At 64.9% G+C, this 15,511-nt stretch carries 16 protein-coding genes; 7 read left to right on the forward strand and 9 right to left on the reverse strand.

The annotated features are described in order from the left end of the window. Positions 1–3: 3 nt before the first annotated feature. Positions 4–840: a nucleoside triphosphate pyrophosphohydrolase gene (mazG, locus tag Q1A53_RS09605; RefSeq protein WP_299965628.1), complete on the reverse strand. Its 837-nt coding sequence runs from the start codon at positions 838–840 to the stop codon at positions 4–6. A 63-nt stretch (positions 841–903) separates the two neighbouring features. On the opposite strand from mazG, the gene Q1A53_RS09610 reads away from it, so the two are divergent. From Q1A53_RS09610 to speB (Q1A53_RS09620), 3 genes are read left to right on the forward strand one after another with little or no spacing between them, the layout of a single operon-like run. Beyond that, positions 904–2,070, forward strand: coding sequence for a M20 aminoacylase family protein (locus tag Q1A53_RS09610; RefSeq protein WP_299965631.1), 1,167 nt, complete (start codon positions 904–906; stop codon positions 2,068–2,070). Positions 2,071–2,073: 3 nt separating this feature from the next. Continuing rightward, complete coding sequence (gene speB / locus Q1A53_RS09615) at positions 2,074–3,048, forward strand: agmatinase (protein WP_299965633.1); 975 nt, start codon at positions 2,074–2,076, stop codon at positions 3,046–3,048. Next, positions 3,045–3,998 (forward strand): agmatinase, encoded by a 954-nt coding sequence (speB, locus tag Q1A53_RS09620; RefSeq protein WP_299965635.1) that lies wholly within the window; start codon positions 3,045–3,047, stop codon positions 3,996–3,998. Before speB (Q1A53_RS09615) ends, speB (Q1A53_RS09620) begins: the two co-directional genes overlap by 4 nt. Positions 3,999–4,062: 64 nt before the next feature. Here the strand turns inward: speB (Q1A53_RS09620) and Q1A53_RS09625 are convergent, their stop codons facing one another. Next, a complete protein-coding gene (locus tag Q1A53_RS09625) occupies positions 4,063–4,380 on the reverse strand; it encodes a hypothetical protein (protein ID WP_299965637.1) in 318 nt (105 codons plus the stop codon). A gap of 140 nt (positions 4,381–4,520) precedes the next feature. Between Q1A53_RS09625 and Q1A53_RS09630 the strand changes: the two genes are divergently transcribed. After that, the gene (locus tag Q1A53_RS09630) at positions 4,521–4,925 is read left to right on the forward strand and encodes a DUF1499 domain-containing protein (protein WP_299965639.1); all 405 of its coding nucleotides are present in this window, start codon (positions 4,521–4,523) and stop codon (positions 4,923–4,925) included. Here Q1A53_RS09630 and Q1A53_RS09635 read toward each other — a convergent pair. Then, positions 4,869–5,168, reverse strand: a complete 300-nt coding sequence (locus Q1A53_RS09635; RefSeq protein ID WP_299965641.1) for a hypothetical protein — start codon at positions 5,166–5,168, stop codon at positions 4,869–4,871. The genes Q1A53_RS09630 and Q1A53_RS09635 overlap by 57 nt on opposite strands. 63 nt (positions 5,169–5,231) lie before the next feature. On the opposite strand from Q1A53_RS09635, the gene prfA reads away from it, so the two are divergent. The 3 genes from prfA (at position 5,232) to Q1A53_RS09650 (ending at position 7,949) form a co-directional block, all read left to right on the forward strand. Beyond that, the gene (gene prfA, locus Q1A53_RS09640; protein WP_299965643.1) at positions 5,232–6,287 is read left to right on the forward strand and encodes a peptide chain release factor 1; all 1,056 of its coding nucleotides are present in this window, start codon (positions 5,232–5,234) and stop codon (positions 6,285–6,287) included. Further along, positions 6,284–7,117 carry a peptide chain release factor N(5)-glutamine methyltransferase gene (prmC, locus tag Q1A53_RS09645; RefSeq protein WP_299965645.1) on the forward strand — a complete coding sequence of 278 codons (834 nt, stop codon included), beginning with the start codon at positions 6,284–6,286 and terminating at the stop codon, positions 7,115–7,117. Before prfA ends, prmC begins: the two co-directional genes overlap by 4 nt. Before the next feature lie 223 nt (positions 7,118–7,340). Beyond that, entirely contained in the window at positions 7,341–7,949 is a 609-nt protein-coding gene (locus Q1A53_RS09650) for a DUF4167 domain-containing protein (RefSeq protein WP_299965647.1), read from the forward strand. A 6-nt stretch (positions 7,950–7,955) separates the two neighbouring features. On the opposite strand, the gene rsmA is transcribed toward Q1A53_RS09650, so the two are convergent. Genes rsmA through lptF form a run of 6 tightly spaced genes read right to left on the reverse strand, consistent with a single transcriptional unit; the run spans position 7,956 to position 15,380 of the window. Continuing rightward, the gene (rsmA, locus tag Q1A53_RS09655; protein ID WP_299965650.1) at positions 7,956–8,798 is read right to left on the reverse strand and encodes a 16S rRNA (adenine(1518)-N(6)/adenine(1519)-N(6))-dimethyltransferase RsmA; all 843 of its coding nucleotides are present in this window, start codon (positions 8,796–8,798) and stop codon (positions 7,956–7,958) included. Between the two features lie 21 nt (positions 8,799–8,819). Further along, positions 8,820–9,794 (reverse strand): 4-hydroxythreonine-4-phosphate dehydrogenase PdxA, encoded by a 975-nt coding sequence (pdxA, locus tag Q1A53_RS09660; protein WP_299965653.1) that lies wholly within the window; start codon positions 9,792–9,794, stop codon positions 8,820–8,822. Further along, positions 9,791–10,993, reverse strand: a complete 1,203-nt coding sequence (locus Q1A53_RS09665) for a peptidylprolyl isomerase (RefSeq protein WP_299965655.1) — start codon at positions 10,991–10,993, stop codon at positions 9,791–9,793. The genes pdxA and Q1A53_RS09665 overlap by 4 nt, the downstream gene beginning before the upstream one ends. A 26-nt stretch (positions 10,994–11,019) precedes the next feature. Then, positions 11,020–13,149 carry an LPS assembly protein LptD gene (gene lptD, locus Q1A53_RS09670; RefSeq protein ID WP_299965658.1) on the reverse strand — a complete coding sequence of 710 codons (2,130 nt, stop codon included), beginning with the start codon at positions 13,147–13,149 and terminating at the stop codon, positions 11,020–11,022. 3 nt (positions 13,150–13,152) lie between these two features. Beyond that, positions 13,153–14,250 carry an LPS export ABC transporter permease LptG gene (gene lptG / locus Q1A53_RS09675; RefSeq protein ID WP_299965661.1) on the reverse strand — a complete coding sequence of 366 codons (1,098 nt, stop codon included), beginning with the start codon at positions 14,248–14,250 and terminating at the stop codon, positions 13,153–13,155. Further along, positions 14,247–15,380 (reverse strand): LPS export ABC transporter permease LptF, encoded by a 1,134-nt coding sequence (gene lptF, locus Q1A53_RS09680; RefSeq protein ID WP_299965665.1) that lies wholly within the window; start codon positions 15,378–15,380, stop codon positions 14,247–14,249. The genes lptG and lptF overlap by 4 nt, the downstream gene beginning before the upstream one ends. Positions 15,381–15,511: the final 131 nt, after the last annotated feature.

The following is a 15,511-nucleotide window of genomic DNA, read 5'->3' on the forward strand; positions in this document are numbered from 1 at the left end:
CGTCTAGTCCTGTGGCGGCGTCTTTTTGCGCGCGTGTTCGGCGGTCTTGACGGTGGTCCAGAGCGCGTCCATTTCCTCCAGCGTGCTTTCGGACGGGGTCTTGCCGCGCTCGGCCAGCCGGGCCTCGACCGCCTCAAACCGCGCGGTGAACTTGGCATTGGTGCGGCGCAGGGCGGCTTCGGGATCGACGCCCAGATGGCGGGCGAGATTGGCCATGACAAAGAGCAGATCGCCCATCTCGTCCTCGATGGCGTCGGCGGTGAGCGTGTCGCGCGCCTCGACCAGTTCGGCGGCTTCTTCGCGGAGTTTGTCGAGCACCTGATCCGTCTCTGGCCAGTCAAACCCGACGCGGGCGGCGCGCTTTTGCAGCTTGACCGCGCGCAGCAGCGCAGGCAGCCCGATGGCCACCCCGTCAAGCGTGCCGCGCTGTTCTTTTCCCGCCCGTTCCGCCGCTTTGATCGCCTCCCAATCCGCGGTCTGCTGCTCGGCGGATTTGTCCCGGCTCTGATCTCCGAACACATGCGGATGGCGCGCGACCATCTTGTCGGAGATGGCCTGCACAACCGATTGAAACGAAAAATGCCCCGCCTCTTCGCCGATGGCCGTGTGGTAGACCGTCTGCAACAGCAGATCGCCCAGCTCCCCCTCCAGCTCGGGCCAGTCGGCGCGCTGAATGGCGTCGGCGACCTCATAGGCTTCCTCGATGGTGTAGGGGGCGATGGTGTCGAATGTCTGCTCGATGTCCCAGGGACAACCCGTGTCGGGATCGCGCAGGCGGCGCATGATGAGCAGCAGACGCTCGATGCCTGCGTCGGGATCATGTATCAGGTCGTCAGCCATTGCAGGTCGCCCATCTGTCGTGTCAGATGCACCTGACAAACAAACATCGCAGGAGTCCAGCCCATGGCCGTGGTAAACCGGATCGCCGATATGAGTGCGGAGATCACCGCGTGGCGCCAGCATCTGCATACCATCCCGGAGCTGGGGCTGGCCTGTCACAAGACGGCGGGTTTTGTGGCGGAGCGGCTGCGCGAATTCGGCGTGGATGCGCTGCACGAGGGGATCGCGGAGACCGGGATCGTGGCCATCATCGAGGGGCAGGGCGAGGGGCCCACCATCGGGTTGCGCGCGGATATGGACGGGTTGCCCATCGTGGAGGAAACGGGGGTGGCTTATGCTTCGACCCACGAGGGGCGGATGCATGCCTGCGGCCATGACGGGCATACCGCGATGCTGCTGGGGGCGGCGAAGTATCTGGCCGAGACCCGGAATTTCGCAGGCCGTGTGGCGCTGATCTTTCAACCGGCGGAGGAAGACGGCGGCGGGGGCGAGGTCATGGTGCAGGAAGGGATCATGGACCGGTTCGACATTGCCCAAGTCTACGCGATCCACAACGCGCCCGGAAAACCCTTTGGCAGCTTCAACACGCGGCCCGGGCCGATCATGGCCGCGGCTGATACGTTTCACATCCACATCACCGGCAAGGGCGGGCACGCGGCCCGGCCCCATGACACTGTGGATCCGGTGGTGGCGGCCTGTGCGCTGGTTCAGGCGCTTCAGACCATCGTCAGCCGCAACCGCAACCCGATGGACCGCCTGGTGGTCTCGACCACGCAGATCCACACCGGCACAACCGACAACGTGATCCCGGAGATGGCCTATATCAATGGTACCCTGCGCACCTTTGACAAGGCGGTGCAGGCCATGGCGGTGCGGCGGATGCAGGAGATCGTGGAGGGGACGGCGGCGACCTTTGGTCTCACCGCCGAGCTGGAGATCGACTACGGCTATCCACCCACGGTGAACCATGCCAGCGCTGTTGATTTCGCGGTCGAGGTGGCGGATGACGTGGCCGGAGAGGCGGGGGTCAACAGTGACATCCCGCCGGTGATGGGGGCGGAGGATTTCTCCTACATGCTGGAGGCGCGGCCCGGGGCCTATCTGATGCTGGGGCAGGGCGACACGGCGGGCGTGCACCATCCCAAGTATAACTTCAACGATGAGATAGCGCCGATCGGTGCCTCCTTCTTTGCCCGGCTGGTGGAGCGCGCCCAACCGGTGCAGCGCTAGCCCATGGCGCTGGAAGATGCCAAGAGCCAGATGGATCACGCCTTTACGCGGGAGGATCCCAAAGGCCCCAGTTTCGAGCTGACCTTTGGCGGTGCGCTGTCGTTTCTGCGGCGGCGCTATACCAAGGACCTGAGCGGGGTGGACATTGCCGTAACGGGCGTGCCCTTCGATCAGGCGGTGACTAACCGGCCCGGCACGCGCCTGGGGCCACGGGCGATCCGCGAGGCCAGCAGCTTGCAGGCACCCGATGCGCCCTATGGCTGGCCTTTTGATGTGCTGAGCGAGCGGGTGATTGTGGATTACGGGGATCTGGCATTCGATTATGCCAATATCCCGGCCTTTCCCGGTGCATTGACCGAGCATATCCGCGGGATATTGCAAGCGGGTGCTGCCAGCGTCGTGCTGGGTGGGGATCACTATATCAGCTTTCCCATCCTCAAGGCCTATGCAGAGGTTTACGGGCCCGTCAGCCTGCTGCAGTTCGACGCGCACACGGATACCTGGGCGGATGATGATATGGCCCGGGTGGATCACGGCACCATGTTCTACAAGGCGGTCAAATCAGGGCTGGTGGATCCTGCGACCTCCGTGCAGGTGGGTATCCGCACGACCAATGCAGACACCCTTGGCGTGAACATCATCGACGCAGCAGAGGTGCACCGCATCGGTCCGCAAGCGGTGGTTGCGCGCGTCAGGGAGATCCTGGGCAACCGCCCCTGCTATCTGAGTTTTGACATCGACGCGCTGGATCCGGCCTTTGCCCCCGGTACCGGCACGCCCGTGTGGGGCGGGCTGACCTCTGCCCAGGCGGCGGCGATGCTGCGGGGGCTGGCGGGGATCAACATCCGGGGCGGCGATGTGGTTGAGGTTTCGCCCCCCTTCGATACAACCGGCGCGACGGCAATCGCGGGCGCCCATGTGGCAACTGAATTGCTGAGCCTTCTCGGTTGGCGCATGCGACAAGAGAGTGAAGAATGAGCAGACAGAAGAACAAACCCATCAGCGGCAATGATCTGGCCCGGTTCTCGGGGCCCGGCAGCTTTATGCGGCTGCCGTTCGTCAACGACCTCAAAGGGCTCGATGTGGCGGTGCTGGGCATTCCGATGGATATCGGTACCTCCTGGCGGTCGGGCACGCGGTTCGGGCCCAAGGAGGTCCGCAGCCAGAGCGCGATGATCCGGCCTTATCACATCGGCACGGGGGCGGCGCCCTTCGACAGCCTGCAGGTGGCAGACATTGGCGATCTGGCGATCAATACGTTCTCGCTGAAAGACAGCCTGCGGATCATCCACGAGAGCTACGAGGCGATCCTTGATTATGACGCGATGCCCATGGCCATCGGAGGTGATCATTCCATCACGCTGCCCATTCTGCGCGCGATGCACAAACGCCACGGGCCGGTGGCGCTGGTGCATGTGGATGCGCATTCGGACGTGAACGAAGAGATGTTCGGTGAGCGCGAGACCCACGGCACGGTGTTCCGCCGCGCCCATGAGGAAGGGCTGATCCTGCCCGAGAAGACCTATCAGATCGGGCTGCGCGGCACGGGGTATACGGCGGAGGATTTCACCGAGGCGCAGGGCTGGGGCTTTCAGCAGTTTCCCGCACAGGAGCTATGGCACCGCAGCCTGTCGACGTTGGGCGGCGAGGTGCGGCGCGACATCGGACCCGATCAGCCCACGTATGTGAGTTTCGACATCGACAGTCTGGATCCGGCCTTTGCCCCCGGCACCGGCACGCCGGAGATTGGCGGGCTGACCACGCCGCAGGCGATGGAGCTTATTCGCGCGCTCAAGGGGCTCAACATCGTGGGCTGCGATATGGTGGAGGTGTCGCCGCCCTATGATACCACCGGCAACACGGCGCTGGTGGCCGCGAACCTGATGTTCGAGCTGCTGTGCGTATTGCCCGGGGTCAAGTACCGCTGAGCCTGCGGCACGCCCGCGGGCGTGTTGGTCCGGTCGCCCCGCAAGAGCCGACCGGATCTTATCTTCAGCAGTTGCGCAGGCGGTTTTCCAGCGCGATGACCTTGCCCTTGGACGTGGCCAGTTCGCCTTCTACATCATTGCCGGTGATGGAGCTGACGGGTACGAGGATGAGGAAGACACCGATGGCATCGCCGGTCTGGGCGTTGCGTTGCTTTTGCTCCAGTGCGGCGAGAATTTCCTGTTCCTCGGCCAGTTGGTTGCGGGCGTCGGTGCAGCTGGTCGCGGCAAAAGCGTTGCCCATGCTGACTGGTGCGATGGAATCGGGCCCTTTGGCACAGGCTGCGCAAAGCAGGGCGGCGGGCAGGAGATAGAATTTTTTCATCGTTTTATATCACTTTTTGCAAGAATTTACTGCGTTGGTGGCGTGCCTATGGGAGTAGTGCCAAGCATTCAACCGGCGGCGTTAATATTGGTTAACGTCGCTTTCGGACGGAGACCAGAGCGGTGACAGGGAGACGGCGGATGGGCATGACGATTGTGGCAGTGTTGCTACTGATGGCGTTGGCGGGGATGGCCTACGTACGGCTGGCGCCGATTGACCCGCAGGCCTGGCATCAGCCCGTTGACCAGACGGAGAACGCGGATCTGGCGGGGAGTGCTGTGCGCGTGCTGGAGGGGGACGCGGCCCTGATGCAGGCCATTGATGCAGAGATGCGGGCCCTGCCGCGCACGCAGGTTCTGGCAGGATCGCCCGAGGCCGGGCGCGTTACCTACGTGACCCGCTCGGCTGTCTTCGGGTTTCCGGATTTCACCACGGTGGACCTGCAGGGAGATCAGATCCGTCTCTTCGCGCGGTTAAAATACGGGGCGTCAGATCTGGGGGTCAACCGCAAACGACTGGAGCGGGTGATCGCCGCCGTGCAGTGAGCCGCCCAGCGAGGAGGACAGGCACCCCTGCTGCACCTCGCGCCACATGGGCACGTTGAGCGACATCTGGCACTGCGCCATGAACATCCGCCCGTCCACCTGCAGGCAGATGGTCTGACCCAGCTCGATCCGGGCGCCGCCGGTGTCCGTGCAGTAGCAATCCACGGTCTTGCCGCTGGGGCTGGTTACATCCGCAACCCCCGGCAGGGCCGCACAAATCAGAAGCAGGCTCAGGCGTTTCATGGGCCCAAGATTAGCACGTGCCGGGGCCTTGACCAACGCCTTTCAATCCCTCAGAGACGCTGCATGATCCCGGTGCATCAATTGGAGCAGATTACGGCCCGTTTCGAATACCTCGAAGCGGCCATGTCAGCGGGCGACCCTTCCGCGGACATTGCGGCGCTGGCCAAGGAATACGCCGATCTGCGGCCCGTGGTGGCGCAGATCAACGCCTACCAGCGGCTCGTGGCGGATATGGCCGAGGCGCAGGAGATGCTCAGCGATCCTGATATGGCGGCCCTTGCCGAAGAGGAATTGCCGCGGCTGAAGGCCGCGCTGCCGGAGGCGGAGGCGGCGTTGCAACTGGCGCTGCTGCCGCGCGACAAGGCCGATGCGCGCCCCGCGATGCTGGAGATCCGGCCCGGAACCGGGGGCGATGAGGCCGCCCTTTTTGCCGGTGACCTGATGCGCATGTACCAGCGCTATGCAGAGGACCACGGCTGGGGTTTCGAGATCATCGAGTTGCAGGAGACGGAGCTGGGCGGTGTCAAGGAAATGGTGGCGCATATCAGGGGCGAGGGCGTCTTTGCCCGGTTGAAATTCGAAAGCGGCGTGCACCGGGTTCAACGGGTCCCCAGCACCGAAAGCGGCGGGCGCATCCATACGTCGGCGGCGACGGTAGCGGTGCTGCCCGAAGCCGAAGAGGTGGACATCGCCATTGACCCCGCGGAGATACGCATCGACACCATGCGTGCCTCGGGCGCGGGCGGTCAGCACGTCAACACCACCGATTCCGCGGTGCGCATCACGCATCTGCCCACGGGGCTGGTGGTGACCAGTTCCGAAAAGTCCCAGCACCGCAACCGCGATATTGCCATGCAGGTGCTGCGCGCCCGGCTGTACGATCTGGAGCGCAGCCGGATCGACAGCGCGCGCTCTGCGGACCGGGCGGCGCAGGTGGGATCAGGCGATCGGTCGGAGCGGATCCGCACCTATAATTTCCCGCAAGGGCGCATGACCGATCACCGGATCAACCTGACGCTCTATCGGTTGGATGCGGTGATGCAGGGCGATCTGGATGAAATCGTGGATGCGCTGACGGCTGATGCGCAGGCGCGGCAGATGGCGGAAATGGGCCAATGACTGCGGCAGAGGCGATGGTGGCAGCGACCGCCCGGCTGCGGGCGGCGGGCGTGCCGGATCCGGCGCGCGATGCGCGGGTGTTGCTGGCGCATGCGGCGTCTGTGGATGCAGCTCGCGTCACGCTGATCGCACCCGAGGATATCGCCCCCGAGATCGCCGAACGCTATGACAACCTCGTGGCGCTGCGGGCCGTGCGGGTGCCTGTCTCGCAGCTGATTGGCGCGCGGGAATTCTACGGCCGCAAGTTTGAGGTCAGCCGCGATGTGCTGGACCCCCGGCCCGAGACGGAGACGCTGATCGAAGCAGCTTTGGCGCAGCCGTTTGACACGGTGTTGGATCTGGGAACCGGCTCTGGCTGTATTCTCGTGACGCTGCTGGCCGAACGTCCGGAGGCGCGGGGGGTGGCGGTGGATCTGTCCGAGGCCGCCTGCCTGCATGCCAGCGCCAATGCCGCCCGGCATGAGGTTGCGGGCCGCGCGCGCGTCGTGCAATCAGACTGGTTCGAGGCGGTGGAGGGGCGCTATGATCTGATCGTGTCGAACCCGCCGTACCTGGCAGCCGACGAGATGAACGAGGTTCAACCGGAGCTGCGCGAGCATGAGCCGCGCCTTGCGCTGACCGACGAGGGCGACGGGCTGTCGGTCTACCGGACCATTGCTGCACACGCACAGGGGTATCTGAATTCCAATGGTCGCGTGCTGGTTGAAATCGGCTGGCAGCAGGGCGCAGCGGTCCGCGCGATCTTTGCGGCCCAGGGGTGGGGAGAGGTGGCGATTCTCCCCGATCTGGGTGGGCGCGACAGGGTGGTTTCCGCGGCGAAACCCGGCTGATACGCGCTGAAAACGCTGCAAAACTTCGGAAATCTATCTAAAAAACCGTATTCCCTCTTGCAGCGTGAGGTGCTGCGTGCTTATTCAAACATGTTGCAGCAGTGGATGACCCACCAGGGTGGTCCCGCGCGGCGGTAAGCCCAACATATCGACGCCCCGGAACAGATACGGCGCTTTGCGCATCCGGCCCACCGATCCACAGCACGAAGGCTGAGCGAGCTTCATGAAATCATCGAGATCCCGGTCCCGCTCCAAGAGCAACCGCAACCGGTCCCATGGCAATCAGGGCGGCAATGTCGTCAACCGCGTGTTCGACAGTTCGGGCCCGGAAGGCAAAGTCCGCGGCACGCCGCAGCAGATCATCGAGAAGTACAATCAGCTGACGCGCGATGCGCAGCTGAGCAACGACCGGGTCGCTGCGGAGAACTTCCAGCAGCACGCGGAGCATTACACGCGGATGCTGTCGGAAGCGCAGCGCGAGATAGAGGCGCGCCGCGAAGAGCAGGAGCGTCAGAACCGCGAACGGCAGGCCGAGCGCGACCGCGAGCGCGCCGAACGGCAGGAACGCGACGCCCAGCATCAGCAGCAGCAACCACCGCAGGGGGGCGATGCCCCGCAGGATGGTGAGAGCACGCTGGTGGAAACACCCGAGAGCCAGCCCAAACCCAAGCGCAGCCCGCGCCGCAAACCGCGCGCCAAAACGGACGGTCAAAAGCCCGACAATCCGAAGTCCGACAAGCCGAAATCCGATGCGGCCACGTCTGACGTGCCGAGCGCTGACGGGTCCGGCGGTGATCAGCCGGGTGGGGATGCGCCGAAAGCCGCGGAATAGGGGTTCTCAGGTTTTCGCCACTTCTCGGGCGAGCGCGCAGAACCCCTCCACCGGGATCTGCTCGGCCCGCTCCGTGGGCGAGATCCCCGCAGCGCGCAACCGATCCTCCAGATCAGGTGTCACGCCCTTCAGGGCCGCGCGCAGCATCTTGCGCCGCTGGTTGAAGGCGGCGGCCACCACACGGCTCAGGACATCTGCATCCGCGGGGTAGCGCGGTGCGGGCAGCGCCTCCAGATGAACGACGCTGCTGGAAACCTTGGGCGGTGGCGTAAACGCCTCGGGCGGCAGCTGCAGGGCAATGCGGGCATCACTGCGCCACTGGGCCAGCACCGCGAGACGCCCGTAGGCCTTGTTGCCCGGCTGGGCCACGATGCGCGCGGCGACCTCGCGCTGAAACATCAGGGTCAGGCTCTGCCAGAAAGGCGGCCACGCGGGCGGCGTCAGCCAGCGCACCAGCAACTCCGTTCCGACGTTATAGGGCAGGTTGGCCGCCACCTTGATGGGCGGGGTGAGATGCGCCAGCGGATGGATCTCCAGCGCGTCGCCTTCCAGCACCGTGAGCCTGCCCGGATAGGCGGCCGCAATCTCCGCCAGCGCCGGTTGGCAGCGGCGGTCCTTTTCGATGGCCAGCACGTGGCGTGCGCCTTCGGCCAGCAGCCCGCGGGTCAGCCCGCCGGGGCCGGGGCCGACCTCCAGCACGTCGCAGCTCTGCAGATCGCCCGCGGCGCGCGCGATCTTGGCGGTCAGGTTCAGATCCAGCAGGAAGTTCTGGCCGAGCGATTTGCGCGCACTCAGACCGTGGGTGGCGATGACCTCGCGCAGCGGGGGCAGGGTATCGATGGCGCTCATCTCAGGGGGCGGGCCGGGGCATCAGCGTGCGGCCAGCCGGGCGGCCAGCTTGATCGCCTCGATCATGCTGGTGGGATTGGCGGACCCCGTCCCGGCGATGTCAAAGGCGGTGCCGTGATCGGGCGAGGTGCGCACGAAAGGCAGGCCCAGCGTGACGTTCACGCCGCGGTCGAAATCCAGCGTCTTGATGGGGATCAGCGCCTGATCGTGGTACATGGCGATGGCCGCGTCATACTGGCAGCGGGCGGCTGCGTGGAACATCGTATCCGCGGGCAGAGGGCCGGTCAGGTCATACCCTTCCTGCCGCATCTCCATCAGCAAAGGGGCGATCCAGCTGCCTTCCTGCTGGCCCATCGCGCCGCCCTCGCCCGCATGGGGGTTGAGCCCGGCGATGGCCAGCCGGGGCGCGGCGATGGCGAAACGGTCGCGCAGATCCGCATGGGTGATCTCGATCGTGGTGCGTAGCAGATCGGGGGTCAGTGCCTTGGCGACCTCCTGCAGTGGGATATGGATGGTCGCGGGCACCACGCGCAGCTGATCGGAGGCCAGCATCATCACCGCGCGCGCGCCGGTGCCCGCCAGTGCCTCCAGATACTCGGTATGGCCGGGGTAGGCGAAACCCGCCCCGTCGATGAGCGCCTTTTTATGGATGGGCGCGGTGCACAGCGCGGAGGCCGCGCCGCTGCGCACCAGATCCACCCCGGCGGCGATCACGTCAATGACTCCCTGCGCGTGGCGCGGATCCGGCACACCCGGCACGCGGGGGCCGGGGAAATCATGGGCCAGCACCGGCAGCGCGCGCGTGCAGACGGCTGCCGCCTTGCCCGCGTTGGCAATCACCTCGACCGGGATGTTGCCGGGCAGGTGGCGTGGATCGCCCATCCAGATCATCGGGATACTGCCCCGCAGCGCTTCCCATGCTCCTGCTGCCACCTCCGGGCCGATGCCCGCAGGCTCCCCGCAGCTGATCACCACGGGCGACGACGACGGTGTCATGGGGTGATGATACGGGCGTCCGCGCGCAGCTGGTCGAGAAAGCCGTCCGCATAGGCGGTGATACGCGCGGAGCGCAGCGCAGCGGCCACGTCTTCACGCGCCACATCTTCGTTCACGGCAGCCGTCCGGCCGCACATCATCAGGAACACCAGGGTCTGCCCGTTGTTGCGGGTCAGCGCCGTGGAGGCCTCGCCCGGGTCCAGCTTGCTGAGCTCGATGGCAAAATCCTGCGGGATCTCGGCGGGGGGCAGGGTGCTGCGCTCCAGCACTTCTTCGGGCTGGCCCTGTGCGATCCCGTAGAGATCATCGCATACGTCGATATCGGCGCGCACTTTGGCGGCCTGGGACAATGCGCTCTCGGACCGGCCACCGGGGATGTAGTAGGCGGCGTAGTCGATGGCGGCGAATTCCTGCGCGGTCGCCCCCGTTTCCTCGATGTCGCGCAGCTGGAACAGTGCGATGGCGTTGGGGATGGGCAGCGGATCGGTCACCTCGCCCGGTGCGAGGCTCAGCAGCAGCGGCCGTAGCGATGCGGGCAAGCGGTTGATCTCCTGCCATGGCAGCCGCCCGCCAGCGTCCCGCGACGCGGTCGCGGAGAATTCACGGGCGTAGTCGGAGAAGACGTCAAAGGAGGTGGTCTCGGCGATTTCCTGCGCCAGCGCCTCCACGTCGGCGCGGCGCTCGGGCGGCGCGGGAATGATGATCTCCGACACCAGAACGCGGATGCCGGACGCGCCACCGGCCGAACCGAGCGCGCGGTCGATCTCTGCCTCGGTGATCTGGACACGGCCGCCGAAGCGTCCGCGGATCAGCTGCCGCCAGCCAACGCCGATCTCCACAAAGGCGCGAAAGCTCTCTTCGGCAACGCCGCCCTGCTCCAGCGCCTGAACAAAGGCCTCCGGCGACAGCTCGGTGCGGCCAGCAAACTCAGCCACGCCGGCGTCGATGTCCTCTTCGGTCAACTCCAGCCCCACGGCCTCGATGGCCTGGGATTGCAACCGCTCGTCCACCAGCGTGTCGATCACATCCGCGCGACCGGCCCCGGCGGAGTTGAGAAGCCGCAGAAAGGTGATCCGCTGCTCGACCTCGAACTGGGTGACCGCATCGTCGTTGACCAGCACCACCGGATCAAAAAGACCCTGTGCCACCACCGGGCCGCCGAGGATCAGTGCCGTTGTGAAGGCGATTGCGGTTCTCATGCTGCTCAGTGCCATCATCTGTCGTCCTACCCGCATGTTCTTGTGTAGGTCTCGGTGCCCTTGCGGGCCGAGAACCCTTTTAACTGGATGGTAAAGCCGAAAGTCGTGTCGGGTTCAAGGCTGGTGGAGGTGGCATACTCCCGTTCGACCGAGAACCCCACGGAGACGCATTCGTTCTGGTAGGAGAACCCCAGTGCCACCTCGGAGGCCTGTTTGACCGCAATATCGTAGCGCCAGTCGGCGGTTGCAGTCCAGTAGCGGTTGATCCGGTAGCCTCCGTCCAGCATCAGCTCGGCGATGTTGTCGTCGCGGTCCTCGCCGGGATCATCGTCAAGCCAGACGTAGCTGCCGCCAAGACGCAGGCGGTCGCCTGTGTAGTCGCCGCGCACTTCGGCCTTGTTGACCTCGAACCCGTCACCAACCAGGGAGCGCGCGGTCAGGATCCAGTCGTCCTCCGCGGCCAGCTGGCCCGCCACCAGAAAATCCGAGCGCGTCCCGCCAAGCCCGGAGGTCAGCGTAAAGTCCTCGTCCGCATCCTCGCGGATGACCTGACCCAGCGTGAGCGCGGCATCAAAGCCGTTGGGATCAAAGCGCGCCCAGTTGACCCCGAACGCCAGCGCACGGCCGCGTTCGCGCCGGTCAAATCCGGGAAACCGGGACAGTGAGAGCAGGTTGCCCCCGTCGAATTCCACCCTTGTGCTTTGCTCATTGGGCACGTCGAGCCTGTCTCCGCCGACCCATCCCAGCTGTGCGACCGGTTCGAGCGATTGTGTGACCCCGCCAGCACCGGTCCGGGCCAGCGGGTAGCGCAGGGTGAGGGCGCCGCGCGGTGTCAGCTGGGAGGTCGTCCGCTCAAGGGTGCTATCCTGATCGTTGCGGAATAAATCCGCCGCAGCACCAAGCTGGACATCCGCTCTCAGCCCCACAGGCAGGATCCAGCTGCGCAGCCAGTCCGCCTCCAGCCCGATGCGGGCCACGTCACGACCGACCTGATCCAGATCCGATTCGCGGAAATCTGTCTGGGCCCGGGTCTCGAACCGCAGCTCCCCGCCGATGAGATCCGGAAAAAAGCGCTGGTCATAGATGGCGTCGGCCACGACGCTGGGAAGCTCGTCATTCACATCCTCGTCACGCAGCGAGGAGAAGACTGTCAGCCCGCCCTGAATGTACTGATCGCGCCGCGCGCGGCTGATGAAAATAGCGCTGTCGAGCCGGTCCTTGTCGGAGAAATCGTAGTTCCGCAGGTAGGCGTCATCGCTGGAGGCTTCGATGTCAAAGGTCAGCTGGAAGTCGCGGGGCAGGGTGAAGCTGCCGTTGGCGAAGAGATAGGCGCGGGTTTCACCGGGGCGGATGTCATCGCGGCTGACAGCACCCGTGACGGTGATCCGGCCCTTGCGAAACGCCTGACGGTAGCGGAACTGCAGGGTGCGGGTGGCGCCGGACAGATAGGGTGTCAGCGTGAGGTCACGGTCGGGCGCGATGTTGATGAAGTACGGCACGATGATGCCGGTGCCCAGTTGCGAAGTGCTGCGGATCTCGGGGCGCAGGAAGCCTGTCGCACGCTCAAGCGTGGGATCGGGCAGGCGCAGGCGGGGCAGGTAAAAAACGGGAACATCAAGGATCAGAAGCTGCGCGCTGTCGAAGTAAAGCTGCCGTTCCTGTTTGTCATGGACCACGCGCTTGGCCCGGATTTGCCACAGTGGCGCGCGGCCGTCCTCGCAGATCCGGCAGGAGGTCACGGCGGTTTTGTAAAGCTGGCTGTAGCGATCGTTCACACGCTGCATCTGGACGGCTGCCAGCTGCAATTGTTGATCGAGCACCATGCGCGCGCTGCGCAGAAGTCCGGTGCGCAGATTTGCATCAAGCTCTGCCGCGGACGCCACGACCGTGACGCCGTCGCCGTCCTCAAGCGTGATCGGGCCGGTCACGATCAGCGCGCCGGTCTCGCGGTTGTAGCGGATCTCCGGCGCGGTCAGCCGCACGGGTCCCTGAAAGGCCTCCACATTGCCGCGCGCGATCAGTTCGCTGTCGCCGGTGATAAAGACCTCATCCGCGATCAGTACCGCGGGCGCGTCTTCCTCGGTTGGAGCTGGCTGGGCCAGTAGGGCCACGGGCCAGAGCATCAGCAGCAGCGCAATAAGATGGAGAAGTCTCAACGGTCAGCCATCCTCTGCGTGCAACAGAAGCCCGAGCGCCAGCAGCACCGAGGCGACCGGCGGCGCCCACGCCGCGAGATAGATCGGGATCTGCCCGTTCTCTCCCAAGATCTGCGCAAAGCTGCGAATAAAGTACAAGCCGAACCCCAGAAGTACCGCCGCAAGCACCGAAATGCCTGTGCCCCCGAAACGGGTATGCCGCATGGTAAAGGCGCTCGCAACAAGAACCATGGCCATCAGGAACAGGGGTCGTGCGAGCTCGGCCTGAAACCAGACACGGTGCTGACGCGACGAAAACCCTGCCTGATCCAGCTGTTCGATGAACTCCGGCAGCTTCCAGATCGAGATCGTACCGGGGCGAGCAAAGGTCTCGCGGATGCGGTCCAGTGTCAGGGTGGTGGGCAGCAACAGCTCGTCCAGCTGCTCGGAACTGGCTTCGGCGTTGCCGCCCGGGACAATCGGCCAGAGTTTCACGCCGCGCAACCGCCAGCCGCCCGCTTCCAATGCAGCACTTTCCGCCGCGATGCGCCGGTTGGGCCCACCCTCAGGGGCGTAGGACAGAAACGTCACATCGTAGAGCACCGAGGCATCCGCGTTTGATCGCCAGGCCTGAATCACGGTCTGGCCCTGTTCGCCCCCCTGCCGCAGCCACAGGCCTTCGTCGGAAATCGACAGCGCGGAGGCTTCACCCGCCCGGTAGCCATCCGAGAGTATATTGTAGCGTTGGGTTGTCGCGGCGACGATAGGGTTCAGGGTCGTGACCGCCAGCAGCCCCACGGCAAAGGCCACGAAGACCGGGGCCGCCAGCGCCCGGAGTGCCGAACGGCCCGCGGCGCGCGTGGCCACCAGTTCTGAGCTGCGCGCCAGCCCGATAAAGAGCGCGATGGTCGCCAGGATCATGATCAACGGCAGAATCTCGTTGATCGTCTGGGGTGCTTTCAGCAGCGTGAGTTCGATGATCCCACCAAAGCTGACACCGCGGACGCCAAAAGATCGGGTGGTATCGACCAGATCAACCAGGGCCACCAAAGAGAACAGCACCAGCGTCAGCAGACCAAAGCTGATCACGAAACGGCGGGCAAAGTAGACGTGCAGGATCATGCGGGCTGGACCTCTTTGCGCCGGGCGGTGCGGCGCGATTTCGGTCGTGCCATCCACCACAGCATCAATACCGCCAGCAACGCGCCCGTCAGTGTCGGCAGATACAGCATCGGCCAGAGCTCAGGGTTGGCGCGCACCGGTTTCTGGAATGTCGATCCCACCCCGTCCATCAACAGCAGCAAGCCAAAGGCGATCACGATCTCGCGCCAGACGCCAAAGCGCGAATACCCGCCCAGCAACAGCGTGGCAAAGCCGATGAGTGCCACGACGGCACAAAAGAGCGGCTCGGCAAAGCGGGCATGGATTTCCTCTGCCAGATCGCCCGCCCGCTGGCCCGTCAGGGCGGTCAGCTGCGGGTAGGGCGCCCAGAGCGCGAAGGTCGTCATGTTGCGGGCGCGCAGGCTGCTCGCCCCATCGGTGCGGACCAAGGAGCTGATATCAAAGGAGAAGTCACGAAACTCTGCCGTGGCGAGCCGGTTGGTATCAAGCGTCAGCCGCTGGGCAATGCCGTCGAGCATGATCAGCGTCGTGACATCCTGATTGCGCAGCAGATAGGCAGTGTCAGCGGTATATATCACCTCTTCTTCGAGGCCTCGACGGTCTGACAGGAAGACATCCACCAGCACGCCTTCTTCGGTGATCTCGCGCGCGTAGAAGGTGACGCCTTCTGACGGGTGCAGAAACGCCCCTTCGGTCAGCAGCCGCGAGGTGGCGTTCTGCGCGATCTCCGCTTCGCGCGCGCTCAGCTGATCCGAGGCCATGGGCAGCAGGACATGGTGCAGGATCGACGCCATGACAAAGACCACACCGCCAAAGGCCAGCACCGGACGGGCCATGCGGAACGGGCTCGACCCCGTGGCCTGCATCACCGTCAGCTCGCTTTCGTTATTGAGGCGGTTGGTCACGTAGACGGCTGCAGCAAAGGCCGCCATGGGCAGGATCGTGGTGATCAGCCGCGGCAGGCCAAGAGCGGTAAACTCCAGAAACACCAGCGCCGATTGTCCGTCGCTGATCAGCCGGTCAAACAACACTACGGCCCGGTTGATCCAGAAGATCGCCACCAGCACGAGCGAGAAAAAACCAAAGAGCATAAGCAGTTGCGACAGCACATATCTGTCGAGCTTGCTCACGTCGGTCTCCTCGGGTCTGCGCCTGTTTCGTTTTGGCGACGATAGACCAAAGAACGCGGCGGTAAAACTGCTATCTGGTCTTTGCGCGCCGGGCGCGATAGTTCCGGTGGAGAGCTCGCAAAAGAAAGGTT

It is taken from the genome of uncultured Roseobacter sp. (assembly GCF_947496515.1).
Classification (GTDB): Bacteria; Pseudomonadota; Alphaproteobacteria; order Rhodobacterales; family Rhodobacteraceae; genus Roseobacter.